At 39.3% G+C, this 25104-nt stretch carries 26 protein-coding genes and 1 tRNA gene; 11 read left to right on the forward strand and 16 right to left on the reverse strand.

Going from position 1 to position 25104, the window contains the following annotated elements; genetic code table 11:
* The first annotated feature begins 171 nt into the window (after nucleotides 1-171).
* Together gltX and O3746_RS04240 are read left to right on the forward strand one after the other, a co-directional pair.
* A complete protein-coding gene (gene gltX, locus O3746_RS04235; RefSeq protein WP_111314774.1) occupies nucleotides 172-1614 on the forward strand; it encodes a glutamate--tRNA ligase in 1443 nt (480 codons plus the stop codon).
* An 80-nt stretch (nucleotides 1615-1694) separates the two neighbouring features.
* Nucleotides 1695-1770: transfer RNA gene (locus O3746_RS04240), tRNA-Ala, on the forward strand.
* 55 nt (nucleotides 1771-1825) lie between these two features.
* On the opposite strand, the gene mtgA is transcribed toward O3746_RS04240, so the two are convergent.
* The 10 genes from mtgA to O3746_RS04290 form a co-directional block, all read right to left on the reverse strand.
* The gene (gene mtgA / locus O3746_RS04245) at nucleotides 1826-2572 is read right to left on the reverse strand and encodes a monofunctional biosynthetic peptidoglycan transglycosylase (protein WP_371447876.1); all 747 of its coding nucleotides are present in this window, start codon (nucleotides 2570-2572) and stop codon (nucleotides 1826-1828) included.
* Nucleotides 2550-2858 (reverse strand): trp operon repressor, encoded by a 309-nt coding sequence (gene trpR, locus O3746_RS04250; protein ID WP_371447877.1) that lies wholly within the window; start codon nucleotides 2856-2858, stop codon nucleotides 2550-2552. The genes mtgA and trpR overlap by 23 nt, the downstream gene beginning before the upstream one ends.
* Nucleotides 2859-2890: 32 nt before the next feature.
* The gene (locus tag O3746_RS04255; RefSeq protein WP_371447878.1) at nucleotides 2891-5083 is read right to left on the reverse strand and encodes a transglycosylase SLT domain-containing protein; all 2193 of its coding nucleotides are present in this window, start codon (nucleotides 5081-5083) and stop codon (nucleotides 2891-2893) included.
* A gap of 66 nt (nucleotides 5084-5149) precedes the next feature.
* Nucleotides 5150-5446: a YciI family protein gene (locus O3746_RS04260; RefSeq protein ID WP_371448072.1), complete on the reverse strand. Its 297-nt coding sequence runs from the start codon at nucleotides 5444-5446 to the stop codon at nucleotides 5150-5152.
* Between the two features lie 11 nt (nucleotides 5447-5457).
* Complete coding sequence (gene yciA, locus O3746_RS04265) at nucleotides 5458-5922, reverse strand: acyl-CoA thioester hydrolase YciA (protein ID WP_049384328.1); 465 nt, start codon at nucleotides 5920-5922, stop codon at nucleotides 5458-5460.
* Nucleotides 5922-6476: a septation protein A gene (locus O3746_RS04270; RefSeq protein ID WP_049384327.1), complete on the reverse strand. Its 555-nt coding sequence runs from the start codon at nucleotides 6474-6476 to the stop codon at nucleotides 5922-5924. Before O3746_RS04270 ends, yciA begins: the two co-directional genes overlap by 1 nt.
* A gap of 1 nt (nucleotide 6477) precedes the next feature.
* Nucleotides 6478-7233, reverse strand: a complete 756-nt coding sequence (locus O3746_RS04275; protein WP_371447879.1) for a beta-methylgalactoside transporter — start codon at nucleotides 7231-7233, stop codon at nucleotides 6478-6480.
* A 111-nt stretch (nucleotides 7234-7344) separates the two neighbouring features.
* The gene (gene purN, locus O3746_RS04280) at nucleotides 7345-7983 is read right to left on the reverse strand and encodes a phosphoribosylglycinamide formyltransferase (RefSeq protein ID WP_371447880.1); all 639 of its coding nucleotides are present in this window, start codon (nucleotides 7981-7983) and stop codon (nucleotides 7345-7347) included.
* Between the two features lie 68 nt (nucleotides 7984-8051).
* Entirely contained in the window at nucleotides 8052-9089 is a 1038-nt protein-coding gene (purM, locus tag O3746_RS04285; protein ID WP_049370533.1) for a phosphoribosylformylglycinamidine cyclo-ligase, read from the reverse strand.
* Between the two features lie 153 nt (nucleotides 9090-9242).
* A complete protein-coding gene (locus O3746_RS04290) occupies nucleotides 9243-9530 on the reverse strand; it encodes a YfcZ/YiiS family protein (RefSeq protein ID WP_005697117.1) in 288 nt (95 codons plus the stop codon).
* Nucleotides 9531-9739: 209 nt separating this feature from the next.
* Between O3746_RS04290 and O3746_RS04295 the strand changes: the two genes are divergently transcribed.
* The 3 genes from O3746_RS04295 (at nucleotide 9740) to mutH (ending at nucleotide 12404) form a co-directional block, all read left to right on the forward strand.
* On the forward strand, nucleotides 9740-11107 hold the full coding sequence (locus O3746_RS04295) for a porin (protein ID WP_371447881.1): 1368 nt from the start codon (nucleotides 9740-9742) through the stop codon (nucleotides 11105-11107).
* Between the two features lie 89 nt (nucleotides 11108-11196).
* Complete coding sequence (locus O3746_RS04300) at nucleotides 11197-11736, forward strand: methylated-DNA--[protein]-cysteine S-methyltransferase (protein WP_371447882.1); 540 nt, start codon at nucleotides 11197-11199, stop codon at nucleotides 11734-11736.
* The gene (gene mutH, locus O3746_RS04305) at nucleotides 11733-12404 is read left to right on the forward strand and encodes a DNA mismatch repair endonuclease MutH (RefSeq protein ID WP_371447883.1); all 672 of its coding nucleotides are present in this window, start codon (nucleotides 11733-11735) and stop codon (nucleotides 12402-12404) included. Before O3746_RS04300 ends, mutH begins: the two co-directional genes overlap by 4 nt.
* Before the next feature lie 15 nt (nucleotides 12405-12419).
* On the opposite strand, the gene tilS is transcribed toward mutH, so the two are convergent.
* The 5 genes from tilS to znuC all read right to left on the reverse strand — a co-directional run bounded on the left by tilS (nucleotide 12420) and on the right by znuC (nucleotide 17320).
* Complete coding sequence (tilS, locus tag O3746_RS04310) at nucleotides 12420-13712, reverse strand: tRNA lysidine(34) synthetase TilS (RefSeq protein WP_371447884.1); 1293 nt, start codon at nucleotides 13710-13712, stop codon at nucleotides 12420-12422.
* Nucleotides 13712-14578: a pyridoxal kinase gene (gene pdxY, locus O3746_RS04315; protein WP_049369150.1), complete on the reverse strand. Its 867-nt coding sequence runs from the start codon at nucleotides 14576-14578 to the stop codon at nucleotides 13712-13714. Before pdxY ends, tilS begins: the two co-directional genes overlap by 1 nt.
* A gap of 117 nt (nucleotides 14579-14695) precedes the next feature.
* Entirely contained in the window at nucleotides 14696-15643 is a 948-nt protein-coding gene (accA, locus tag O3746_RS04320) for an acetyl-CoA carboxylase carboxyl transferase subunit alpha (protein WP_049369151.1), read from the reverse strand.
* Nucleotides 15644-15730: 87 nt separating this feature from the next.
* Nucleotides 15731-16516 carry a zinc ABC transporter permease subunit ZnuB gene (gene znuB / locus O3746_RS04325; protein ID WP_070775686.1) on the reverse strand — a complete coding sequence of 262 codons (786 nt, stop codon included), beginning with the start codon at nucleotides 16514-16516 and terminating at the stop codon, nucleotides 15731-15733.
* A gap of 9 nt (nucleotides 16517-16525) precedes the next feature.
* Nucleotides 16526-17320: a zinc ABC transporter ATP-binding protein ZnuC gene (znuC, locus tag O3746_RS04330; RefSeq protein WP_070775687.1), complete on the reverse strand. Its 795-nt coding sequence runs from the start codon at nucleotides 17318-17320 to the stop codon at nucleotides 16526-16528.
* 178 nt (nucleotides 17321-17498) lie between these two features.
* Here znuC and mepM point away from each other — a divergent pair, with 178 nt between their 5' ends.
* The 6 genes from mepM to O3746_RS04360 all read left to right on the forward strand — a co-directional run bounded on the left by mepM (nucleotide 17499) and on the right by O3746_RS04360 (nucleotide 23759).
* Nucleotides 17499-18974, forward strand: coding sequence for a murein DD-endopeptidase MepM (gene mepM / locus O3746_RS04335; RefSeq protein WP_070775688.1), 1476 nt, complete (start codon nucleotides 17499-17501; stop codon nucleotides 18972-18974).
* Between the two features lie 133 nt (nucleotides 18975-19107).
* Nucleotides 19108-20061: an ABC transporter permease gene (locus O3746_RS04340; RefSeq protein ID WP_005697091.1), complete on the forward strand. Its 954-nt coding sequence runs from the start codon at nucleotides 19108-19110 to the stop codon at nucleotides 20059-20061.
* Complete coding sequence (locus O3746_RS04345; RefSeq protein ID WP_049384315.1) at nucleotides 20054-21013, forward strand: iron chelate uptake ABC transporter family permease subunit; 960 nt, start codon at nucleotides 20054-20056, stop codon at nucleotides 21011-21013. Before O3746_RS04340 ends, O3746_RS04345 begins: the two co-directional genes overlap by 8 nt.
* Nucleotides 21004-21765 carry an ABC transporter ATP-binding protein gene (locus O3746_RS04350; RefSeq protein ID WP_049384314.1) on the forward strand — a complete coding sequence of 254 codons (762 nt, stop codon included), beginning with the start codon at nucleotides 21004-21006 and terminating at the stop codon, nucleotides 21763-21765. Before O3746_RS04345 ends, O3746_RS04350 begins: the two co-directional genes overlap by 10 nt.
* A 14-nt stretch (nucleotides 21766-21779) precedes the next feature.
* Nucleotides 21780-22688: a siderophore ABC transporter substrate-binding protein gene (locus tag O3746_RS04355; RefSeq protein WP_371447885.1), complete on the forward strand. Its 909-nt coding sequence runs from the start codon at nucleotides 21780-21782 to the stop codon at nucleotides 22686-22688.
* 120 nt (nucleotides 22689-22808) lie between these two features.
* Nucleotides 22809-23759, forward strand: a complete 951-nt coding sequence (locus O3746_RS04360; protein WP_049374464.1) for a sigma 54-interacting transcriptional regulator — start codon at nucleotides 22809-22811, stop codon at nucleotides 23757-23759.
* On the opposite strand, the gene hflX is transcribed toward O3746_RS04360, so the two are convergent.
* On the reverse strand, nucleotides 23749-25104 hold the full coding sequence (hflX, locus tag O3746_RS04365) for a ribosome rescue GTPase HflX (RefSeq protein WP_371447886.1): 1356 nt from the start codon (nucleotides 25102-25104) through the stop codon (nucleotides 23749-23751). The genes O3746_RS04360 and hflX overlap by 11 nt on opposite strands.

The raw sequence follows: 25104 nt of genomic DNA on the forward strand, positions 1-25104 counted from the left end.
TAATGTTGTGGATTGGCATTATAAGTATAATGAGATTTCAGTCAATATATTTTTATGAAAAAGCGTCTAGTTGTTGCAAAAATAGGCATAAAATCAGATTTTTTATTTAGAAGTCACGCAAGTCGTAGTAAAATAAAGGTAATTTTTGTAAATGAATAGGTTATTAAGAAAATGAAAATTGATCCTCCTTTTGAATTAGATCCGAATGTCAAAGTACGTACGCGTTTTGCCCCAAGCCCGACAGGTTATTTGCACGTAGGCGGCGCACGTACAGCCCTTTATTCTTGGTTATTTGCAAAACATAACAATGGTGAGTTTGTATTACGTATTGAAGATACTGATTTAGAGCGTTCTACACCGGAAGCAACAGCGGCAATCATTGAAGGAATGGAGTGGTTAAACCTTGCTTGGGAACATGGTCCTTATTATCAAACCAAACGCTTTGATCGTTACAATCAAGTGATTGATGAAATGATTGAGCAAGGCTTAGCTTATCGTTGTTATTGCTCTAAAGAACGCTTAGAAGAATTACGCCATACACAAGAGCAAAACAAAGAAAAACCACGTTATGACCGTCATTGTTTACATGATCACAATCATGCAGCCGATGAGCCACACGTAGTACGTTTTAAAAACCCAACAGAAGGTTCAGTCGTGTTTGATGATGCGGTGCGTGGTCGTATTGAAATCAGCAACAGCGAATTAGATGATTTAATTATTCGTCGTACCGACGGTTCACCAACCTACAACTTCTGTGTGGTGGTAGATGACTGGGATATGGGTATTACTCACGTTGTACGTGGTGAAGACCACATTAATAACACCCCACGTCAAATTAATATCTTAAAAGCGTTAGGCGCACCAATTCCAGTATATGCGCACGTTTCAATGATTAACGGTGATGATGGCCAAAAACTTTCAAAACGTCATGGTGCGGTAAGTGTGATGCAATATCGTGATGACGGTTATTTACCAGAAGCCTTAATCAACTATCTTGTTCGTTTAGGTTGGGGTCATGGTGACCAAGAGATCTTTACACGTGAAGAAATGATTAAATTCTTCGAATTAGATCACGTGAGTAAATCTGCAAGTGCATTTAACACAGAAAAATTATTGTGGTTAAATCATCATTACATTCGTGAATTACCACCTGAATATGTGGCCAAACACCTTGCATGGCACTATAAAGATCAAGGTATTGATACATCAAATGGCCCTGCATTAACTGAAATCGTGACGATGCTTGCAGAACGTTGTAAAACCTTAAAAGAAATGGCATCAGCAAGCCGTTATTTCTTCGAAGAGTTTGAAAGTTTTGATGAAGCGGCAGTGAAGAAACACTTTAAAGCAGCAGCGATTGAACCACTTGAAAAAGTAAAAGAAAAATTGACCGCACTTTCTAGCTGGGATTTACATTCTACGCATGAAGCGATTGAACAAACCGCGGCTGAATTAGAAGTGGGTATGGGTAAGGTCGGGATGCCATTACGCGTAGCAGTAACAGGCTCAGGCCAATCACCTTCTATGGATGTGACATTAGTGGGTATCGGCCGTGAACGTGTGTTAGCGCGCATCCAACGTGCCATTGATTTTATTAAATCTCAAAACGCTTAATATTTAGGCTGATAAGCAGGATTTGATTATTTCAATATTGACAGTTTATCAGCCGAAATTTATCATAGCTTGCGTTATTTGGGGATATAGCTCAGTTGGGAGAGCGCTTGAATGGCATTCAAGAGGTCGTCGGTTCGATCCCGATTATCTCCACCAAATTTAAAACCTTGAAACTTAAAGTGAGTTTCAAGGTTTTTTCTTTATAACGAATCTACATTTCTTTTAGATAATTCAAGCCTAATCCATTCATTTGTCGCATAATCCAACTTTGTTTTTTACGAACTAACGCACTAGGCTTATTCACTTTATAGATGATAGGGTTTGGTAAAACCGCTGCGAGTAATGCCGCTTCTGATTGAGTTAAATTCTTCGCTGATTTTTTGAAGTAATAGCGACTAGCCGCTTCTACACCAAAGATGCCATTACCAAATTCTGCGATGTTCAAATACACTTCTAAAATGCGTTCTTTGGACCAAAAGATTTCCATTAATGCCGTTGTGGGAACTTCTAATCCTTTGCGAAGCCAACTTTGTCCATGCCAGAGAACGAGGTTTTTTGCTGTTTGTTGAGAAATCGTTGAAGCGCCTCGGGTTCGGCGAGATTTTTCATTGAATTTAAAGGCCTTTTGAATCGCCTCAAAATCAAAGCCCCAATGGTGGGGGAATTTTTGATCTTCAGCGGCAATTACTGCAAGTTGCATATTCGGTGAGATTTCATCAAGACTCACCCAATCATATTTGATTGAATAGCTGAAATCCAACTGTAATAAGTGTCCGATTTTTTGCTGTGCCATATAGGCAGAGAAGGGAACAGGGATAAAGCGGAAGCAAATGAAAAACGCTAGGATTGCGAGAGAAAAACGCCACGCAACCCGTTGCCAATTTTTTTTCCACCAAGATGGGCGAAAAAGATGTAAAAGTGCGGTCAGAATTCGCTTAGTTTTTTGCAGTTTGCTCATCGAGTTGGCTTTTCACCCAGTTTATAAAATCCGGATCCATTGTTTTGAGCATATTAGAACCACGCGTAATGGTTGCCGCACTGGTATTGAGATTCTGTTGAATCTCTCGTTGGGAGAGATTCTTATCCAATAACTGAGCCACGATTTGTAAACGTAAACCCACCGCATCGCGCTCATCAGGTGTGAGTAGGAGCGTTAAGAAATCTTGTGCTTTGCCTTGCTCAAACGCGGTTTGCAAGGTCGCGAGGAAAGCATTCCATTGTTCTAAATTGCGACTAATATACATATCAACAATCCTATACTATTAAACTAGTGCGACTAGTATAGCCGATCGTATTCCTCTTTGCTAAAGGTTTGTAATTTTTCTTTGTTTTGTAGGTTTTGATAGTAAAAATCGTAAGTTAATACGTTTTGAACATAACCCCGAGTTTCAAAGAATGGAATGGACGCAATAAATTCATCCATAGCCAATTTGCCATTGGCTCTCGAAAGCCATTTTTCTACACGGCTTGCTCCGGCATTATAGGCAGAGGCGATCAAAATGCGATTATTTGGATATTTAGCATTCAGCTCATTTAAGTGAGCTGTACCGAGTAAAATATTATTAAGCGGTTTGAATAAATCTACCTCACCGTTATAAGGAAGTTGCTGATTTTCTGCCGTTTTTTGTGCCGTACTCGGTAATAACTGCATTAATCCTCGAGCATTTGCAGAAGATTGTGCCATTGGATTCCAAGCGCTTTCTTGGCGCGCAATTGCCATGGCGAAGGTTTTGGTTACACGATTATCCACAATAGCTTGAGGTTCCGTTGCGCTGAGGTTCACATTACTGAGGGCAATATCAAAATATTGACTGTAAGCATTTGGTAAGCGTAAGTCGATATAATCCCAAGCTTTTGCAATAATCGAGCCATCTACGCCCAATTCAAACCAATTTTGTTCATTCGCATATTGGCTTAACGCAAGTTGTTTCTCTTGTGGTAATTTTTCCAATAGGGAACGCCAGCGTTGTTTGGCTGCACCTAATCGATCTAATTGACGCAGTTCTGCAATCTCAGCTAATTCAGTTGCATATTTCTCTTGGATATTGGACTCTTGAGGCATTTTAGGCATTTCTAGTTTGTAAGAATAGCCTAATTTGACCGCAGCCAACATTGGATAAAACCCACGTTCTTTCGATAAAGCTTCTAAGTGTTGTTTTGCATCTTTATCGGATGCTTGAGCGGTTGTTTTAGCCATCCAATAACGCCATTCTTGTTTTTGTTTTGCTTCATCTGAAAGTGCATTTAACCAAGCTAATAAATCCGTTTTTTGCCAAATAGCCGTACGTAAACGACGCTCAATGAGATTATCTGCATTAAGTTTGAGAAGTTCTTGATCGCGCCATTGCACAAAATTAGGGCTTTCGTTATCAAAGAAACGACTAATAAAGGCAATTTTCCAATCACGTAATTCCGTTTCATTTAATTGCCAATTTTTCGCCCATTGTTCGTAAAGGGTAAACGTTGGCTCATTCATATTTTCCGGAATGGTTCGTAGATAACGAGCAAAACCTAGCACTACAGCAAATTTATGGATAATTTTATTCGTATTACCATCCATTAATGGGAGGCTCTCAGCGAGTGTTTTCAGATTTGCTGGATTTTTTAAGAGATCCAAATAAAGAGCCAAATCGATATTTACCTGAGCATTTTCTTTCGCACCATCAACTTTTTCTAATTCTTTAGCGAGTATTTCGAGACCTTTCGCGTCATTTTTACTAAAAAGCATTTCCGCTTTTTGATAGATTTTCTCTTCAGAGCGTCCACCTTGTGAATACCAAGCCGCCCAGAGTTGCGCATCATTAGGAAGTTCAGCATTGTTGAGCCAAAGCTGTTCATATTCAGACAAAATAGCCGATTTATTCTTGTCGTTTGATTGATTTTCTGTCATCTGACTGGTATTGGCTGCTTCTATTTGATATTTAGCTGTAAGCACGGCAATTTGTCTTTCCAAATTATTTGGCATGAGTTTGGCGAGCGCTTGAGTATCTTCAGCATTGATTAACAACGAAAAAATACTTTGTTCTAATTTTCCACGTAGAAAATGGGAGGAATGTTGCTGAATAAATTGTTCAATGTCTGTTCTCAATGCATTCACTTCTTCACGAGGCGTATCGCGATTAACGGTTTTTACACGTGCGTCTAAATAAGCCGCTATAGCATCAGTTTGCAATGGATAACCTTTTAAAGAATCAATAAGCCCAAGAAATAATTTAGCATTATTAGAAACATGATTATTTTTGACCGCACTTTTTAGGAGCGACTCTAATTGCAGAAAAGTCGCGCGTTGTTCAATCAACTTTAATTCATGAGCGTGCTGTTGTTGTGTCCATTTGGCTTGTTCTTCTGCAAGGTTAATTTGTGGCGTAGTTTCATTTTTGCTTTTATGGGCATGCTGATTAGCGAAAGCTGAGCCTGAAAGTGCGGTTAAAATTAATAATGAAATTGTCGTGTGTTTAAGTGCTCGCATAGGAGATTCCATATAAAGAGAAAGACGGATATTTAGATCCGTCTTTGAGTGTAGAGTTCGTTTTATTTAGAAAACTTTTTTGTAAGGCTTCACAATCACATCACCGTAAACGCCAGCTTCTACGTAAGGATCTTGTGACGCCCAGTCTTTTGCTGCAGACAGGCTTTCGAATTGAGCAATCACTGTCGAGCCGGTAAAGCCAGCTTCGCCAGGATTTTCATCGTCAATGGCAGGATTGGGACCGGCTGTTAATAAACGACCTTCTGCTTGTAATTGTTTTAAACGAGCAAGATGCTGCTCACGTACTGAAAGACGTTTTTCTAAACTGCCAGGAAGATCTTGGGCAAAAATCACGTAATACATCATTTATCCTTTTAACAATTTAATTCTTCGATAGAGGCTAATGCACGTTCTAGTTCAAGATTACCTTCACGTGGAATAGCGCGGGATTTACCGTCTTTCCCAACCGCGACAAAGGTAAATACGGCATCTGTCACGCAGTAACGTTCCCCAATTGGTTCACTGGCAACTTTTTTCACCCATACTTCTACCTTGATTTTAATAGAAGAACGTCCCACGCTGAGGCATTGACCATAACAACATACCACGTCACCGACAGCGATAGGTTTGATGAAATTCATACTTTCTACGGCAACAGTGACCACACGGCCATGAGCGATTTCTTTGGCAAGAATTGCTCCACCCATATCCATTTGGGACATAATCCAGCCACCGAAAATATCACCGTTCGCGTTGGTATCCGAAGGCATTGCTAAGGTACGTAATAATAATACGCCTTTAGATTGACGACCTTCTTTATCAGTAAGAGTTGAAACCATTATTTTTCTCCATCATTTTTTTGATCATCTTTAGGTAAGTAACGGTAAATATAAGCACCGCTGACGATTGTTGCAACAAAGGTCATACCAAGTAAACCAAAAGATTTAAAATCAACCCAAGCATCTTCAGACATATTTTGGCTGATATAAATATTTACAAGCATACACAGAATGAAAAATCCTGCCCAGCCTAAATTCAATTTGTTCCACACATTATCCGGTAATTGAATTTCTTTGCCTAATAACTTTTTTACCAGTGGTGTATTGAATTGGAATTGTGCAACCAATAAAACAATGGCAAATAAGGCATTAATAATCGTGACTTTCCATTGTAGGTATTTGATTTCATTGAAATAGGCAGTGAGCAAACCAAAAAAGACGACAGCAATCGCCATGATTTTTTGTTGTTTCTCAATCACGCCATATTTCAGTTTTAGTACAACCATCTGAATGATGGTCGCGATCACTAAGACAATAGCTGCTTCACGCACCCCAAACATTTTGTAGGTGATGAAAAAGAGAACAAGAGGAATAAATTCAAGAAGTTGCTTCATATTATGCCTTCATAAATAAGCTGTAAAAACGGTAAGTAAATACCAAAATAAACATTTGAAATAATGCAGCCAAGATACCAATGATAGCACTTAAAAATGATGAACCCAAGATTGCACCAATGGTATTCACCACTAAAGGAAGAAGTAAATAAGTGAGCAAGGCATAAATAATTAATACGCCATTACGTTTAATACCTGCACGCCACACCTGTAAAGCACTTTGCCCGATAGATTGATTTGCTGCAATGTAATGCACAGGCGATAAGCATAGGCGAACAAAGAAAAATAAACTAAATACCATTGAAATAAAGGCTAGAGGGGAGAGGGCATTTTTGCTTAAAAATGAGCTCATGACATCCGCTATACCAAAGAGAAGTGGCAAGCTCATAAAAATATCTAAAACGACCACACCTAAAAAACGACGCAATGTAAGCATGAGACCTTGATTAATCGGATTTTCATTTTGCAGACTAATATGATGAATGGTTGCAATACCGAAGGTCGCAATAAAAGACATCAATAATTGTTGGAATAAAAAAGATCCAATCAGTGCAGTTGGCTCCACTTTGCTCAATGCATCAATAATATCCTGTTGTGATGGATTAGGATTATCACCCAAACTCGGCATTGGGACACTGACTAATGCATTAATCAATTGTGAGATGACGAAAATACCAACGAAAAGTAGCACGGTTTTTCGCTGATTACGCATAAAGTTGAGGCTATCTTGAAAAATCTGAGTAAAGTTAATTTGCATACTATATCCCACAATAATAAAACCCCGATTATACAGGGTTTATTGTTTTTTTCATAAAATCAGGTTGTTTAATGGTGATTTCATTTACCATTTTCAAGAGAGAATATCGTTTTATTCATAAGCATAGCCATTAGGCGGTAGCAACTTACCATCTAAATAAGCTTGATTTTCAATCAGTTTTAATCGCTCTTCAATAAACCATTTAATCACTAAAGGATAAATATTATATTCTTGTTCACGCGTACGAAGTTCAATTTCCTCGACGGTATCACCAGGGAAAATAGGCACTTTAGCTTGTAACACAATGGCACCACCATCGATCTCTTCATTGACAAAATGCACGGTTGTACCGTGTTCGCTGTCGCCATTCTCAAGTGCTCTTTGATAAGTATGTAACCCAGGATATTTTGGCAGAAGGGAAGGATGAATATTTAAAATTTTCCCAGCAAAACGTTGTGTGAATGGTTTGGTTAAGATTTTCATGTAACCGGCTAACACAATGAGATCAATATTGAGAGCGTCCAAATAATCCCCTATAGCCTTATCCATAGCGAGATTGGAACTAAAATCTTGGCGCAAAAAAACTCGGCTAGGAATGCCCGCACTTTCAGCGCGTTCTAAGCCAAATGAATCAATTTTATTACTGATGACAGTCACGACCTTTCCTGGAATAAACCCAGTTTGACAAGCCTCAATTATCGCTTGAAGATTTGATCCTTGCCCTGAAATCAGGACGGCAATTTTTTTCATATTATTCTACATAAAAGAAGGGCGAACCTTTCATTCTGAAATTTTCGCCCTGAAATGGAAAAGAGAAATTATTTAATAATGACTTGTGGTTCGTTATCTGTCGCATTTTCAATATGACCGATTAACCAGACATTTTCACCGGATTGTTTTAAAATCGCTAAAGCAGTTTCCACTTGCGATTGTGGTAATGCAATCACCATACCAACGCCACAGTTAAATGTACGGTACATTTCATAGGTTTCAATGTTGCCTTTTTCTTGTAACCATTTGAATACGGGTTGCCATTCCCAACTGCTTTCATCAATAACAGCTTTGGTATTTTTCGGTAATACACGAGGGATATTTTCCCAGAAACCGCCACCCGTTAAGTGTGCGATAGCATGGACTTCCGTTTGTTTGATTAAGGCGAGAACAGATTTTACATAGATTTTTGTCGGTGCAAGCACTTGTTCACTTAATGGACGACCATCTAATTGCTCAGTGGCTGGGTTGACGCCAGCAACATCAATGACTTTACGAATTAAAGAATAACCATTTGAATGCGGGCCACTTGAACCTAGTGCAATTAAAGCATCTCCTACTTTAACTTGGCTACCATCAATGATTTCTGATTTTTCGACGACACCCACACAGAAGCCTGCTAGGTCATAATCGCCAGCGTGGTACATACCCGGCATTTCAGCGGTTTCGCCACCCACTAATGCACAACCCGATTGTACACAGCCTTCTGCAATGCCTTTTACCACATCAGAGGCAACATCCACATCAAGTTTTCCTGTCGCATAGTAGTCTAAGAAGAATAATGGTTCGGCGCCTTGAACCACTAAATCGTTAACACACATTGCAACCAAATCAATACCAATGGTATCGTGTTTTTTTAAGTCAATGGCTAAACGTAGTTTTGTTCCTACACCGTCTGTACCTGAAACGAGGATCGGTTCTTTATATTTGCCCGGAATAGCACATAATGCGCCAAACCCACCTAATCCCCCGATGACTTCAGGACGAGTAGTTCGTTTCACGTGTGGTTTAATACGTTCAACTAATTCATTACCGGCATTAATATCCACGCCTGCATCTTTATAACTTAATGATGGTTTGCTCACAATGCTATCCTATATTTTTAGGTTAAATGATAAAACGGCGTGATTGTATCAGATTAAGCAAACGTTTGCGATAGTGATTTAATTAGGATTTAAGCAAAAAAATAACCGCACTTTATTTTGCATGATAAAGTGCGGTCAATTTCTAAAATATTTTTAGCGATTTGCTAATTCGAAAATCATCGCTTCAGCTTGGCAGCTAAATGTAAAACGCGCCGTTAAATTGGCGCCATTTTCAGTTTCTGTGATTTCACTTTTAATGTCGCAAGGATCGCTTTCTGTTTTGCGTGCTTTTTCAATGAAACGATTAAGTGCCGCTTCAGCTTCAGCTTTATTCGCATAGGTTTGATGAATATCAACAGAGCAATCTGAACCGTCAATAATCGTACCCACATCAACACAACTACAAGTGAGAGATTCTTCTGCTTTGCATGTTACTGTCATAGGATTTCCTTATTTAAAATTAAGATTGGTTCTATTCTAGCATTTTTAAAACACTCTGCCAAAGTAGCCGCATTTTTTTAATTTAAATATCATTTATTTATCACTGGTCGGAACACTTTTAAATTAATCTAAAATAATTTGCACTCCATTTATTGGAGTTTTAGAATCTCGCGAATTTTTTCATTATTATTAATAACAAAAGGTTCCAAATGACAAAATTTAATAAAACGCTATTAGCAATGACCACATTGTTAGCAGCAAGCGGTGCAAATGCAGCCGCATTCCAATTAGCAGAAGTTTCTACATCAGGTCTTGGTCGTGCTTATGCCGGTGAAGCAGCAATTGCTGATAATGCTGCAGTAGTTGCAACTAACCCTGCATTAATGAGTTTATTCAAAACTAATCAATTCTCTGTGGGTGGCGTTTATGTGGATTCTAAAATTCACATGAGTGGTCCAGTTACAGTTAATGCACTAGGTCGTACCGTTGCTGTAGGTTCTGCAGCTCATAACAGTGTTGTTCCAGGTTCATTGATTCCGAATATGTATTTTGTGGCGCCAATTAATGACAAATTTGCCATTGGTGGTGGTATGAATGTGAATTTTGGATTAAAAAGTGAATATGAATCAGATTACAATGCAGGTGTATTCGGCGGTAAAACCGATTTAAGCGCGATTAACTTAAATTTAAGCGGTTCATATCGTGTTTCTCAAGGTTTAACTGCTGGTGTGGGGTTAAATGCAGTTTATGCCAAAGCAGAAATTGAACGTCGTGCTGGTATTTTAAGTGATGCAGTAAAAAATGTTGCACCATTAGTTCCTTCGCTCGTGAAAGCAGGGCAAATCCCAGCAAGTGCTGCCGCATCTTTAGCTCGTTTACAAGGTGTGAATAAAGATACTACATTAACACATTTACAAGGTTCTGCTTGGGGATTCGGTTGGAACGCAGGTTTAGCCTATGAGTTTAATGAGCGAAACCGAGTTGGTTTAGCCTATCATTCAAAAGTCGATATTGACTTTGAAGATGATAATGCTGTGAGTGCGAGTCGTACTATTCGTGGTCAAGGCCCTGCTGCAGGTGGATTAACATTACACCTACCAGATTATTTAGAATTATCAGGTTTCCACCAAGTTACAGATAATTTGGCATTGCACTATAGCTACAAATTTACACATTGGAGCCGTTTCAAAGAGTTACACGCAACCTTTAATGACGGAGAACTCGCATTCCATAAAGATGAAAAATACCGTAGCAATTCTCGTTATGCATTAGGTGCAACCTATAATGTAAATGATAAATTAACACTTCGCGCCGGTATTGCTTATGATGAAGCGGCAGCACCAACAGAACATGCAAGTGCATCTATTCCAGATACTAATCGTATGTGGTATAGCGTAGGGGCAACTTATAAATTTACTCCTAATCTTTCTATTGATGCGGGCTTTACACACTTGCGTGGTAAAAAAATTCACTTTACCGAAAGCCAATCAATTGGTGGCTTAGCGACAGTAACAGCGAATTATACCTCTAAAGCAAGTGCTAACCTTTACGGTTTAAACTTAAACTACAGTTTCTAATTTGTTAAAAATTTAGCATAATACGCAGCACACCGAATGTATGTTCGGTGTGCTTTTTTCTTATATCAATCCATAAAAACGAGAGAAAAATGACCGCACTTTATTATGCTTATATAGACTCACCAATTGGTCGGTTATTAATGCTTTCTGATGGTGAAAACCTCACAAATTTAGATTGTGAATTAGAACAAACCACGCCAAATCCAAATTGGATTTTACGAGAAGATTTACCGCTTTTTGAAAAAGTGCGGTGCGCTTTAATGCGTTATTTTAATGGCGAGCCAGAAAGTTTCTCCGATATTCCTTTATCGCCTAAAGGTACCGCATTTCAACAAGCGATTTGGAAAGCATTGCGTCAAATTCCTTATGGTAAAACAGCCAGTTATGGTGGATTAGCCGAAAGCATTAATAACCCTAAGGCGGTGCGAGCAGTTGGTGGTGCAGTTGGGAGTAATCCCATTAGTATCATCATTCCATGTCATCGTGTATTAGGGAAAAAATGTGAAATCACCGGTTTTGGTGGTGGATTGCCAGCAAAACGCTTTTTATTGAAGTTAGAAAATATTCCTTACATCGACAAAGGCGTAGAATACGTTAAACCGAAATTATTGAAGAAATACCACGCATGATCCCACAAACCGAACAAGCCTTATTAGAAAAAGCGCAATCTATTTCGGGGTTAACCTTTGGCGAACTTGCAGATGAGTTAAATATTCCTGTTCCGCCTGATTTAAAACGCGATAAAGGTTGGGTTGGAATGTTGCTTGAAACCGCATTAGGGGCAACTGCCGGCAGTAAAGCAGAGCAGGACTTTTCTCATTTAGGTATTGAATTAAAAACGTTACCTATTAATGCAGAAGGTTTTCCGTTGGAAACCACGTTTGTGAGCATTGCGCCCTTGGTTCAAAACGCTGGGGTAAATTGGGAAAATTCACACGTTCGTCATAAATTATCGAAAGTCTTGTGGATTCCTATTGAAGGTAGTCGTGATATTCCGTTGCGTGAGCGACATATTGGCCAACCTATCTTATGGCAACCTTCGACTGAACAAGAACATCAATTACGCCAAGATTGGGAAGAGTTGATGGATTATATTGTGCTCGGAAAGTTAGATCAGATTACGGCACGTATTGGTGAAGTTATGCAACTACGTCCAAAAGGCGCAAACAGTAAAGCCATTACAAAAGGCATTGGTAAAAATGGGGAAGTGATTGATACCTTGCCACTGGGTTTTTATTTACGGAAAGAGTTTACAGCAGGCATTTTAAACGCTTTTCTTAATTATAAAAATGGGTGAATCATCACCTATTTTTTATTTCTCTAAGTTCTGAAAAACACGGAAAAAACCCACCGCACTTTGTAAAGTCTCACCATAAAAAATGAGCGGAATACGATTTCGTTGCCAAGGCGGAACGCCGAGCTCTTGCCAAATTTTTTTCATGGTTTCGGCAGGGCGATTATGCTGTCGTTTTACTTTGCCAGTATAAGCAAATCGTATTTGAATCGGCTCTTGTGTATCAGCAAGTTGAACCTGTTTGTTATTCCAATGCACTAAAATGCCTTTCGCATTGTGGGTAGCATAAATTGTTCCAAGATTATCAGGCAAGGCAATCTGTTGATTTAACGGCATATCAAGACAAGTTTTCGACAAATCAGCAAATTTCCCCGTTAAATAGAGATATTGCTGATAACGGCGAATAATATGCTCCCCAAGTTGAAATTGTGGGGATGCATCCGCTTTAGCCTGAATAACATCATCAATAATATGCATTAATTGAACCTGCGTAGGCATAGCAATCTGATTTTTAGCCAACCACATGCGTAAAAGTGTGGTTTGTTTTTGCAATGAATATTCTAGAAAATTTACGAGTGAAAACTGTTTTTGATCCTCAAGAATGTGCTGCTCAAAGCAGGTCTGTAATAATTCATTAATCAGTTGTTGTTGCTCAAAACAATGTTGTGCGGCATGCTGAACTGCATGATCAAAATGTCTCCAGCGTTGGCGTATTTCAGGCAAAATTTGGTTACGTAAGAAATTGCGATCGTAATGATTGTCTTGATTGCTTTCGTCTTCGACCCAAGACAGAGTTTCTCGCTGAACGTAATCTTCTAATTCATAGCGGCTAAAAGAAAGGAGTGGGCGTAGAATAGGCATTCCGAATAATTGGCTTTCTTTTTGCATAGCACCTAAACCTTGTAATCCAGCTCCGCGTTTTAGCGCCAGGAAAAAAGTCTCAGTTTGATCATTTAAATGATGTGCAGTGACCAGATATTCATCTGGCTGAATATGTTTTAAAATCGCCCGATAACGAGCTTCTCTTGCGCCCGCTTCAATGCCATTGTGCATTTCCACTTTGACTTTTTCAATAATAAGTGGAATGGCAAATTGCTCACAGAGTTGTTGGCAATGAGTCGTCCAAGTATCCGCATTCGGGCTTAATCCGTGATGGATATGAATAGCTCGCAGACTTAAGTGCGGTCGTTTTTCGCTGAGTTTTTTAACTAAAGAAAGCAGTGCAGTTGAATCCAAACCACCGCTAAAAGCGATGAGAAGCTTATTGGCGGTGGTAGGGATTTGCGCTTGGAATAATGAAAGAAGATCCATTAGGCAACTTTAACAGCTTTGTAGTTTGTGCTTGGATTTAAGATCTCAAAACGTGCAGCAATCGGTTGGAGTTCGTAAGATTTCAAATCAAACGTAGTTTTCATTACGCCAGCAACAGCATTATTCATTTTTTCAAAAGCTTCAACATCGTTGCCACAGTTTAAGTAATGTGCCAAGAAAGTACCCGCAATTAAATCACCCACACCAACAGGTTCAAAGTTAAATTTATAAAGCGGACGACTTAAATGCCATACGCCTTCAGGTGTCGCCATAATGATTTCAAAGGTATCAGGATCATTTAATTTACCTGCTTTTCCTAAGTGTTTAACTAACACTTTTTTTACACCTTTGGCAACTAACGCATTAGCGGCTTTGAGCACATCGTCAAACGTATTGATAGGGAAGTCAGAAAGTGTACGAAGCTCTGAAAGGTTTGGTGTCATGATGTCCGCACGTGGAATGGCTTTTTCAATTAAGCGTTCACGTACACCATCAGCTACTACGCAGACTTTTTCGGCATTTGGCATCACTGGATCGCACAAGTAAAGTGCATTTGGGTTACGAGCTTTGATTTTCTCTAAAGCATAGATAATTTGATCAACTTGTTCAGCTGAACCTAAATAGCCAGAAAGCAATGCATCACATTCTTGCAGTTTTCCAATGGCATCTAAACCGTTGGCAATTTCACCAATTTGTTCTTGTGGAATCACCATGCCTGTCCATTTGCCATATTGAGTGTGGTTAGAGAATTGAACGGTATTGAGTGCCCATACATCCACGCCTAATAGCTGCATTGGGAAAGTGGCAGATTTATTACCGGCAAATCCATAAACCACGTGAGATTGAATTGCTAATACATTTTTCATTTTGAACTCCTTTTACGTTATTTTTATTTTAGCATTGATGCATTTTCTGACATCCATGCATTATTTCTCAAAACACAAAAAAAGAGCGGGTAAATTAACCGCTCTTTTTATACGTTATTAACAATAACCGTAAGACATTAAACGTTCATAACGTCTTTCTAATAAGCCATCTTTGTCGAAGGTATCTAATTCGTTTAGTTCTTCAACAAGACATTGTTTTAAATTGCGTGCCATTTCATGATAATTACGATGTGCACCACCTAATGGCTCTGGAACGATATTATCAATTAAACCTAACTCTTTTAAACGAGTTGCAGTTAAGCCCATGACTTCTGCTGCGGTAGAGGCTTTTTCTGCACTTTTCCATAAGATAGACGCACAACCTTCTGGTGAAATAACGGAATAAGTTGAATATTGCAACATATTCACTTTGTCACCGACACCAATGGCTAATGCACCACCGGAACCGCCTTCACCGATTACCGTACAGATAACAGGTACTTTTAAGGTAGACATTTCACGTAAGTTACGAGCAATGGCTTCAGATTGACCGCGCTCTTCCGCACCGATACCTGGGTAAGCCCCTGGGGTGTCGATAAAGGTAATAATAGGCAAGTTGAAACGTTCGGCCATTTGCATTAAACGTAATGCTTTACGATAGCCCTCAGGTGCTGGCATACCAAAGTTACGTGTTACTTTATCTTTTACTGTACGACCTTTTTGGTGACCGATAATCATTACCGCGCGACCATCTAAACGAGCAAGACCACCTACGATTGCTTTATCATCTGCAAAGGCACGATCGCCTGCAAGTTCTTGGAAATCAGTAAAAATATGTTCGATATAATCAAGCGTGTATGGACGATTTGGGTGACGTGCCATACGAGAAACCTGCCATGCATCAAGATTTGCAAAGGTTTTTTTTGTTAATTCATCGCTTTTCTTTTGTAAGCGTTTAATTTCATCGTGTAAATCAATTTTGTCATCAGATGCTGAACGTAGCGCTTCAATTTTGGCTTCAAGTTCAGCAATAGGTAATTCAAAATCTAAATATTCTTGGCTCATTTCTTATCCTAAAATATCGTCAAAAGTTGCCCGCACTTTATCAAGATTTAAGGTGCGGTGCAAATGGTTTTCACTGGTTGGAGCGGATTATAAATATTCCTTTTTTAGTAATGATAACAAAAACAAAAATGCGGAACAAATCACGACAGAAGGACCTGCCGCTGTATCATAAAAGGCAGAAAGGAATAACCCGCCAATGACGGAAAGCATACTGATTAAAATCGCAATAAATACCATTTGTTCAGGCGTTTTAGCAAAACGTCTAGCTGTTGCGGCAGGAATAATTAAGAGCGATGTAATAATCAGGGCTCCGACAAACTTCATACTTAATGCAATTGTCAGTGCGGTCAAAATCATTAAGATAAATCGCATTTTTTTAATGTTAATGCCTTCTACTTGGGCAAGTTCAGGCGAAACGGTGGTGGAGAGTAAGGCTTGCCAGAAGTAAAGCAGTGTGCCTAATACAATGATTACGCCAGCACCAATATAAGGTAAATCGTTAAAATTAATGGCGAGTAAATCCCCAAAAAGATAACTCATTAAATCGACTCGGACATTTTTAAGTAAGCCAACCGTAACCACACCAAGGGAAAGACAACTGTGTGCGATAATGCCTAAAAGGGTATCCACTGAAAATTGCGTGTTACTTTCGAGCCAAACCATTAATACGGCAAGAATAATCGTCAAAATTACAATGGCAACATAAGGATTAATTTGTAGGAAAATCCCTAACGCCACACCAAGCAAGGCCGAGTGGGAAAGGGTATCACCAAAATAAGCCATTTTACGCCACACCACAAAAGCACCCAGTGGTGCGGTAATTAAGGAAAGCAGTAAGCCCGTAAGCAAGGCGGGAAATAAAATCTCAAACATGATTTTTCCTTATTGTTGGCATTCAGATGGATTGGCACTGCAACTACAAACATCACCGTGCATATTATGATGATGATTATGATGGTGCGTATAAAAGCCCACATTTTGTGAGATTTGGTTGCCCCAAAGGCGTATAAATGTTGGATCATTCGATAAACTTTCGGGTGTGCCGGCACAGCGAATATGTTGATTGATGCACAACACTTCTTTACTGTCCGCCATCACGATATGCAAATCATGGGAAACCATTAACACCGCGCAATTTAAGGCTTGTTGAGTACGGTGAATCAGCTGATAAAGTTCAGCTTGACCATTAATATCGACCCCTTGAGTTGGTTCATCTAGCACCAGTAAATTGGGTTTGTTCAAAATCGCACGAGCTAATAACACGCGTTGCATTTCCCCACCTGAGAGTTTTTGCATATTATTTTTTCTCAAATGAGTGATAGAGAGTTGCTCAAGTGCGGTTGATATTTCTTGCGTTTTAACCCCTTTTTTGAGTGCCAGAAAACGCTCAACCGTCATTGGTAAGCTGTGATCGAGGTGAATTTTTTGTGGGACATAGCCAATTCTGACATTGGTGCTATAAATCACCTCACCGGATGTCGGCGGTTGTAATTTTAATAAGGTTTTCAAGAGGGTCGATTTCCCCCCACCATTTGGGCCTACAATGGTGATAATTGAATTAGGATAAATGCTGAAATTAATATCCCGTAATGCTGTCTTTTGTTCAAAGACCACATTGATATTTTTCAGTGTAATTAATGGTGTGGGTTGGGCTGGTTGAATGGCGCGAATTTGCATAATTCCCCCTTTAAAAATAGCTCAATAAAATAGCTCATTTCCTTATTTTTCTCAAGAAATTCCGACTATGCCTAATATTTAGGCATAAGATTTGACATTTTTAGGGTAAAATGAATTTTTCCCAGAGTTTGTAGTCTGAAGAGCGAAAAGCTTTTTATTCATTTTAAAGGTATCTATTTTGCAACACGTTAAATTAGCTAGAGATCGACGGAAAAGAAAATCCCGCCTAAAAGCAGCGATTTTTTTTGCCGCACTTTTGCTTATTTTAACGGGAATTTTCCTCGCCTTTAAAGATACCGCTGACTATGATCCTTCTCTGCAAAGTAATCTTGAGCCAGAGATGGTGGATAACGTTCAATATCAATCCCTTACACCTGAAAAAACAGAATCTGATAAGTCTCAACCTCAAGCAGGTGAACACCCTGAAGCGAAACAACATGCGAATACGGAAGATGCAACTTCTTACGATGATGATCTTCAAGCCAAAGATGATGAAGTGGATGAAATTAAACCGCAGTTTGATGAGCTAACTGATTTACCAAAAGATGCGCAAGATGCGCTCAGCGGTATTTTAGATGTAGCTGATCAGGCATTGCGTATTACCGATCAATTTAGTCATACCGTGGTGCGTGGTGATTCCTTAAAAGACGTGTTAGAGCTTTCAGGTTTAGAAGATGATACGGCGAAGAATTTAATCGCCGAATATCCTGAATTAAAAACCTTGCGTGCAGGTCAGCAGTTCTATTGGATTTTAGATAAAGAAGATCAACTGGAATATTTAAACTGGCTGGTGTCTGAAAAAGAAGAACGCATTTATGAACGCACGGAAGACGGTAAGTTTAAACGCCAAATTCTAGAGAAGAAAAGTATCTGGAAGAAAGAGGTGCTAAAAGGTACGATTAACGGATCTTTTGCATCAAGTTTGCGTGATTTAGGTCTGGATGGTCGTCAAATCAGCCAGTTAAGCTCTGCGTTACAGTGGCAGGTAAGCCTTCAAAAACTCAGTAAAGGCACCAAATTTGCGATTTTAGTATCACGTGAATATTTAGGTGATAAATTAACCGGTCAAGGTAACGTTGAAGCGATTCACATTATGACAGACGGTAAGAGCTATTATGGCATTCAAGCCGCTAATGGTCGTTACTACGATAAGCAAGGGGAAACCCTTGGTAAAGGCTTTGCACGTTATCCATTGCAACGTCAAGCGCGTATTTCGTCACCATTTAATCCAAATCGTCGACACCCAGTAACAGGACGTGTTCGTCCGCATAAAGGGGTGGACTTTGCTGTTTCACCGGGTACGCCAGTTATTGCGCCTGCAGAAGGTGTGGTAGAAAAAGTGGCTTATCAAGCAGGTGGTGCAGGACGTTATGTGGTGATACGCCATGGTCGTGAATATCAAACGGTGTATATGCATTTAAGTCGAGCTTTAGTAGGTGCAGGTCAAACTGTGAAGAAAGGGGAGCGCATTGCATTAACTGGTAATACAGGGATTTCAACCGGTCCACACTTGCACTACGAGTTTCATATTAATGAACGTGCGGTGAACCCGCTTACGGTGAAATTGCCGGGTACCAGCAGCGGAATGGCAACGGCAGAACGTAAGCAATTCTTAGTCCGAGCGAAAGAAGTTGAAAGAACATTAAAATTATAGCGAATAAAGTGCGGTCAAATTTGACCGCATTTTTTATACGACTAAAAATTAGCCGAAAACTGACCGCACTTCATCTTTTCTCTTTTCCTTCAATATGCTATTCTTTTTGCATTTTAGAATTATTCTCATTTTTATGATTAAGCGACGTTATCTGATTTTTCTTTTGATCGTGCTTTCCTTTGTTTCACTTTTTCTCGGGGTAAGTACCGTTAATTTGCAAGGGTTACTGAATTTTGAAGGTAATCAATGGCAGATATTTTTCATTAGTCGAGTGCCTCGTTTAATCAGTATCTTGATTGCGGGTGCATCCTTAAGTATTTGTGGCTTAGTGATGCAGCAACTCAGTCGAAACCGATTTGTTTCTCCCACCACTGCGGGCACCATGGATAGTGCAAGATTAGGGATTTTAATGGCGATGCTGTTTTTCCCAACGGCTTCAATGTTGTTAAAAACGACCATTGCGGTGATTGTGTCTTTCCTTGGCACATTGTTATTTATGACGATTCTGTCCCGTTTGAAATTCAAGGACACGATTTTTGTGCCTTTAGTGGGGATTATGTTCGGTAATATCATCAGTTCGATTACCGCCTTTATTGCTTACAAAGAAGATTTATTACAAAACTTATCTGGATGGCTACAAGGGGATTTCTCGCTTGTGATGTCTGGTCGTTATGAATTGTTGTATTTCAGTATTCCTACACTCATCGTGGCTTATTTATTTGCCCATCGTTTTTCTATTGTCGGGATGGGGAAAGATTTTGCGGTTAATCTAGGTCTAAATTACAACCAGGTACTTTATCTCGGTCTGCTCATTGTGGCGGTGGTGTCTTCGATTATTATCGTGTCTGTTGGGGTGATCCCTTTCTTAGGGTTAATTATTCCGAATATCGTTACACTTTATTTAGGGGATAACTTGAAGAAAGTGTTATCTCATACCGCTTTGCTAGGTGCCGTCTTTGTCTTATTCTGTGATATTTTAGGTCGAAGTGTGATTTATCCTTATGAGATTTCCATTAATGCCGTGGTTGGCGTATTTGGCAGTGGTATCTTCTTATTTTTATTATTAAAGCGGTATAGAAATGGCTAAGAAATCTTCTTCTCAACTGATTGTATTGTCGTTGTTAGCCATTGTTTCTCTTGCACTTTATTTAGGCTACAACTTACCGAACCGTTGGCAATATGCCTTGGAAAATCGTGCCTTATCCTTAATTGCGATTGTGATTACAGGCGCGGCAATTGCACTCGCTACGATGATTTTCCAAACGGTCGTGAATAACCGAATTCTCACACCGAGTATTTTAGGTTTAGATTCACTGTATTTGCTGATTCAAACAACGATTATTTTCCTTTTCGGTTCGAGCACATTGCTTTCCATGAATTCGATTGCATTGTTTGTCTTGTGTACGGGATTAATGATGGCGTTTTCATTAGTGCTTTATCATTTCCTGTTTAAGAAAGAAAACCAAAATATTTTCTTCTTGTTGCTTGTCGGGATTATTTTCGGCACCTTCTTTGGTAGCTTAACGACGTTTATGGAAGTGTTGATTGACCCAAATGAATTCCAGATCGCTCAAGATATTGGCTTTGCAAGTTTCAACCGAATCAATACACAAATCTTGTGGGTCGCATTAGCCATTTTAGTGTCGACGATTGTTTTCAGTTTGAAATATTGGCATTGCTTTGATGTGTTGGCGTTAGGGCGAGAAAATGCCATTAACTTAGGTATCGATTATCAAAAGACCTTAAAAGTCTTATTAATTCTCGTGGCAATTTTAACGTCAGTGTCGACCGCACTTGTCGGCCCACTTACGTTCCTCGGGCTATTGGTGATGAATGTGACCTTTGAATTTGTTCGTGATTATCGTCACAAGGTACTCATCCCTGCCGCGATGTTAATTTCCATTATAACCTTGGTTTTAGGGCAATTATTAGTGACCCATATTTTTACGTTCCGCACGACATTAAGCATCATCGTTAATTTTGTCGGCGGTGTGTACTTTATTTATTTGTTATTAAGAGCAAACAAAAAATGGCAATAGAAATTCGCAATATTACTAAAAGTTACGGAAGCAAAAAGGTGGTGGATAATGTGTCCCTTACCATTCCTACGGGGAAAATTACGTCTTTTATCGGGCCGAATGGCGCGGGGAAGAGTACGGTATTGTCTATTATTAGCCGTTTGTTAAGTGCTGATAGTGGAGATGTATATCTCAACGGTGAATTGCTCAATCGCAAAAAAAGTTGCGATATTGCTAAACAGCTTGCGATCTTAAAGCAAACGAACAACATTAATCTGCGTTTAACTATTGAAGATTTAGTCGCTTTTGGGCGTTTCCCTTATAGCAAAGGAAACTTAACCCAAACTGACCGCACTTTTATTGATAATGCCATTGCCTATATGAATTTAGATGATATTCGTCATCAATACATCGATAACTTAAGTGGTGGGCAGCGACAACGTGCTTATATTGCGATGACACTTGCACAAGATACCGATTATATTTTGTTGGATGAACCATTAAATAATCTGGATATGAAGCATTCTGTGCAGATCATGCAAGTTTTGCGTAAATTAGCGACAGAACTCAACAAAACCGTGGTGATTGTGATTCATGATATTAATTTCGCCTCCTGTTATTCCGACTACATTGTTGCCATGAAAAATGGAAAATTAGTCCAACAAGGTGAAGTTAACCACATTATGCAATCAACCGTATTACAAGATATTTATGACATGGCGATTCCGATTCAGGATATCGACGACCATAAAATTGCCGTTTATTTTAGATAAATAAGGAAATCTTTATGAAAAAAACATTATCAACTTTAGCACTTTCACTCGTCGCACTTTCTGGTGTTGTACAAGCTGCGGATATTACGGTGGAAAATTCCGTTGGAAAACAAGTAGTGCCACAAAATCCGCAACGTGTGGTGGTTCTCGATTTTGGTGCTGCTGATACGCTTCGTGCATTAGGTGTACAAGATAAAGTCGTAGGTTTTCCTCAAAGTAGCAAAATCCCTGCTTATCTTGCAGAATTTGCAGACAAAAAATATAAGAATGTTGGTGATTTGAAAGAGCAATCATTAGAGCAAATTAATGAGCTCAATCCGGATTTGATCATTGCGTCTAAACGTCAAGAAAAAATGATCGACAAATTTAAAGAAATTGCGCCAGTATTTAATGTTGAAAATGACTACAACAATTACTACCCGAGTTTTCAACAAAATGTGACCGCACTTGGTCAGATCTTTGGTAAAGAAAATGTTGCGAAAGAAAAACTTTCAGCATTAGAAAGTAAGATTGACCAAGTCGCCAAAGATGCGAAAGACAAAACCGCCTTATTGGTACTTGTCAATGAAAGTAAAATCAGTGCCTTTGGTGATGGTTCTCGTTATGGTATGGTGTATCAAAAATTTGGTTTTAAACCGATTGATGACAGCATCAAATCGTCTACGCACGGCCAAAGTGTTGGTTTTGAATATATCTTAGAAAAAAATCCAGACTTTTTACTTGTCGTGGATCGTACCGCGGCGATTACAGAAAAAGCCAACAATGCACAAAAAGTATTGGATAACGATATCATCAAACAAACCAAAGCGTATAAAGATGGACACATTGTGTATCTTGATGCTGCCAATTGGTATCTTGCATTTGGTGGTTTAGAAAGCATGGAAATCATCGCACAAGAACTTGATCGTGCAGTGAAAAAATAATACAAAAAATCATCTAAAAGGGCAGTCAAGGATTGCCCTTTTTATATGTAAATTAATCTTTACACATATCAATAAACTCCCTATCATATCGGCATCATTCAATAAAATTGAGCTTATTTTATGCTGACATTTAATCCACAAGATCCTTTCTCTTGCTTTGTCACTCAAAGCTTTTCCATGAAAAGTGCGGTCGAAAATGCACAACGTTTTGCGATGTTTGATGTGCCGCTTTTAATTCAAGGTGAAACGGGCACGGGTAAAGACTTATTAGCCAAAGCTTGTCATTTTGCGAGCTTGCGCCGTGAGAAAAAATTCATTGCGGTAAATTGTGCAGGGTTGCCGGATGAAGATGCGGAAAGCGAAATGTTTGGGCGTAAAGTGGGTGACAGTGAAACCATCGGTTTTTTTGAATATGCTAACGAAGGCACGGTATTGCTGGACGGTATTGCTGAGCTTTCATTAAGTTTACAGGCAAAATTATTACGTTTTTTAACCGATGGTTCTTTCCGTCGAGTAGGTGAAGAAAAAGAACATCATGCAAATGTTCGTGTGATTTGTACTTCACAAGAACCGATGGAAAAACTGTTAGAACAAGGGAAATTACGCAGTGATTTATTCCATCGTTTAAATGTTTTAGCACTAAATGTGCCGCCATTGCGTGAGCGAGTGGAGGACATTCAGCCTTTAACCGAAGGTTTTTTACAAGAAATCAGCACACAGCTTAAGATTTCAATGCCGCAATATGATGCTAATTTTTTAAATTATTTAAAAAGTCAGCCTTGGCAAGGTAATGTGCGAGAACTATACAATGTCTTGTATCGTGCCTGTTCCTTAGCGAAGAATAATCAGCTTGATATTGAAAGTTTAAATTTAAAACCTATACAAAGTTCGGTCATTTCTGTGGATGATTTTGGTGAGCAAACGCTTGATGAGATCATGGGACAATATGAGGCGAGTGTATTGCGCGCGTTTTATGCCCAGTATCCAAGTACGCGAAAATTGGCACAACGATTAGGCGTATCACACACGGCGATCGCCAATAAATTAAAACAATACGGTATTAGTAAATAATTTCTGACAGTTTAGGAAATTGTTTACAAAGTTTGAGCCATTCGACTTTATCAATTTGTATATTGAGGATAAATTCCCCCTCATCTGAAATTTGTTCGTGACGAATGCTATCTAACTGATAGAGCGCGTGGCGAATTTTTCCCTCTTGTGGGAGCAGCGTGAGGGTGAAAGAAAGTATCTCATTTTTCAACCGCACTTTAATGGCTTCAAGCAGTAGATCTAATCCTTCACCTGAATGTGCTGAAAGGTAAACGGCAACGGGCTTATTCTCGTCATCATATTCAATATGAGGCGCCACATTTTCCAATAAATCAATTTTGTTATACACCAACAATGCAGGTACTTTATCAGCCTTAATTTCTTCCAACACTAAATTTACGGCTTCAATATTTTCGATCTTTCGAGCGTCAGCTGCATCAATGATATGTAATAACAAACTGGCTTCTACCGTTTCTTGCAAGGTAGATTTAAAAGCGGACACTAAATCATGGGGGAGTTGGCGAACAAAACCAACGGTATCCGCGAGAATTGCCGTACCAACATCTTGAATTTGTAAACGTCTTAATGTGGGATCAAGGGTGGCGAAAAGCTGATCCGCCGCATAGACATTGGCTTGTGTGATGAAATTGAATAGTGTCGATTTTCCCGCATTGGTATAACCAACCAAAGAAATGGTAGGGATATCCGCTTTTTGTCGGGTTTGGCGATTTTGGTTGCGTTGTTTTTCGACTTTTACCAAACGATTTTGCAACTGCGCAATACGTACCTTGATTAAACGGCGATCCGTTTCTAATTGCGTTTCCCCTGGACCACGTAATCCAACCGCACCTTTTTGCTGATCTAAGCCTGTTTTTCGACGAACTAATCGAGAGGATAAATGCTTAAGCTGAGCTAATTCAACTTGCAATTTCCCTTCGTGTGAGCGAGCTCTTTGGGCAAAGATATCTAAAATTACCCCAGTGCGATCCACAACGCGGCATTGGCAGATGCTTTCTAAATTACGGGTTTGTGCAGGGGTTAATTGATGATTCACCAAAACAACATCGGCATCTAAGGCTTTTACTGCATCCGCAATTTCTTGTGCTTTTCCTTCACCGATAAAATATTTCGCTTGTGGCGTCGCTCGGCTCGTGGTGATGATTTGTAAAATCTCAACATTGGCAGATTCCGCTAAAAGTTGGAATTCTTGCAGATCTTCAATGTTTTTATTTTGAGAAAAGAAAACATGCACGACGACAGCTTTATCTTTTGCCGATTGGCTAGTGTCGCCTGTTTTAGATGACGAAAGTGCGGTTGAAATTTCAGGTGAATTTTCAACCGCACTTAAATTGATGAAATTGTTCAT

This window comes from Haemophilus sp. 27098_8_127, from assembly GCF_041433495.1.
Lineage (GTDB): Bacteria > Pseudomonadota > Gammaproteobacteria > Enterobacterales > Pasteurellaceae > Haemophilus_D.

What these genes read in the sequence shown, in the direction of transcription:
- O3746_RS04350 (WP_049384314.1), top strand. Translation starts at nt 21,004, where the DNA reads ATGGCAATAGAAATTCGCAATATTACTAAAAGTTACGGAAGCAAAAAG.
- accA (WP_049369151.1), bottom strand. Translation starts at nt 15,643, where the DNA reads ATGAGCCAAGAATATTTAGATTTTGAATTACCTATTGCTGAACTTGAA.
- mtgA (WP_371447876.1), bottom strand. Translation starts at nt 2,572, where the DNA reads ATGAGCAAACTGCAAAAAACTAAGCGAATTCTGACCGCACTTTTACAT.
- O3746_RS04340 (WP_005697091.1), top strand. Translation starts at nt 19,108, where the DNA reads ATGATTAAGCGACGTTATCTGATTTTTCTTTTGATCGTGCTTTCCTTT.
- tilS (WP_371447884.1), bottom strand. Translation starts at nt 13,712, where the DNA reads ATGGATCTTCTTTCATTATTCCAAGCGCAAATCCCTACCACCGCCAAT.
- znuC (WP_070775687.1), bottom strand. Translation starts at nt 17,320, where the DNA reads ATGCAAATTCGCGCCATTCAACCAGCCCAACCCACACCATTAATTACA.
- O3746_RS04360 (WP_049374464.1), top strand. Translation starts at nt 22,809, where the DNA reads ATGCTGACATTTAATCCACAAGATCCTTTCTCTTGCTTTGTCACTCAA.
- hflX (WP_371447886.1), bottom strand. Translation starts at nt 25,104, where the DNA reads ATGAACAATTTCATCAATTTAAGTGCGGTTGAAAATTCACCTGAAATT.
- trpR (WP_371447877.1), bottom strand. Translation starts at nt 2,858, where the DNA reads ATGTATATTAGTCGCAATTTAGAACAATGGAATGCTTTCCTCGCGACC.
- O3746_RS04275 (WP_371447879.1), bottom strand. Translation starts at nt 7,233, where the DNA reads ATGCAAATTAACTTTACTCAGATTTTTCAAGATAGCCTCAACTTTATG.
- pdxY (WP_049369150.1), bottom strand. Translation starts at nt 14,578, where the DNA reads ATGAAAAATGTATTAGCAATTCAATCTCACGTGGTTTATGGATTTGCC.
- O3746_RS04300 (WP_371447882.1), top strand. Translation starts at nt 11,197, where the DNA reads ATGACCGCACTTTATTATGCTTATATAGACTCACCAATTGGTCGGTTA.
- O3746_RS04290 (WP_005697117.1), bottom strand. Translation starts at nt 9,530, where the DNA reads ATGACAGTAACATGCAAAGCAGAAGAATCTCTCACTTGTAGTTGTGTT.
- mutH (WP_371447883.1), top strand. Translation starts at nt 11,733, where the DNA reads ATGATCCCACAAACCGAACAAGCCTTATTAGAAAAAGCGCAATCTATT.
- gltX (WP_111314774.1), top strand. Translation starts at nt 172, where the DNA reads ATGAAAATTGATCCTCCTTTTGAATTAGATCCGAATGTCAAAGTACGT.
- znuB (WP_070775686.1), bottom strand. Translation starts at nt 16,516, where the DNA reads ATGTTTGAGATTTTATTTCCCGCCTTGCTTACGGGCTTACTGCTTTCC.
- O3746_RS04355 (WP_371447885.1), top strand. Translation starts at nt 21,780, where the DNA reads ATGAAAAAAACATTATCAACTTTAGCACTTTCACTCGTCGCACTTTCT.
- O3746_RS04270 (WP_049384327.1), bottom strand. Translation starts at nt 6,476, where the DNA reads ATGAAGCAACTTCTTGAATTTATTCCTCTTGTTCTCTTTTTCATCACC.
- purN (WP_371447880.1), bottom strand. Translation starts at nt 7,983, where the DNA reads ATGAAAAAAATTGCCGTCCTGATTTCAGGGCAAGGATCAAATCTTCAA.
- O3746_RS04260 (WP_371448072.1), bottom strand. Translation starts at nt 5,446, where the DNA reads ATGTATTACGTGATTTTTGCCCAAGATCTTCCTGGCAGTTTAGAAAAA.
- yciA (WP_049384328.1), bottom strand. Translation starts at nt 5,922, where the DNA reads ATGGTTTCAACTCTTACTGATAAAGAAGGTCGTCAATCTAAAGGCGTA.
- O3746_RS04255 (WP_371447878.1), bottom strand. Translation starts at nt 5,083, where the DNA reads ATGCGAGCACTTAAACACACGACAATTTCATTATTAATTTTAACCGCA.
- O3746_RS04295 (WP_371447881.1), top strand. Translation starts at nt 9,740, where the DNA reads ATGACAAAATTTAATAAAACGCTATTAGCAATGACCACATTGTTAGCA.
- O3746_RS04345 (WP_049384315.1), top strand. Translation starts at nt 20,054, where the DNA reads ATGGCTAAGAAATCTTCTTCTCAACTGATTGTATTGTCGTTGTTAGCC.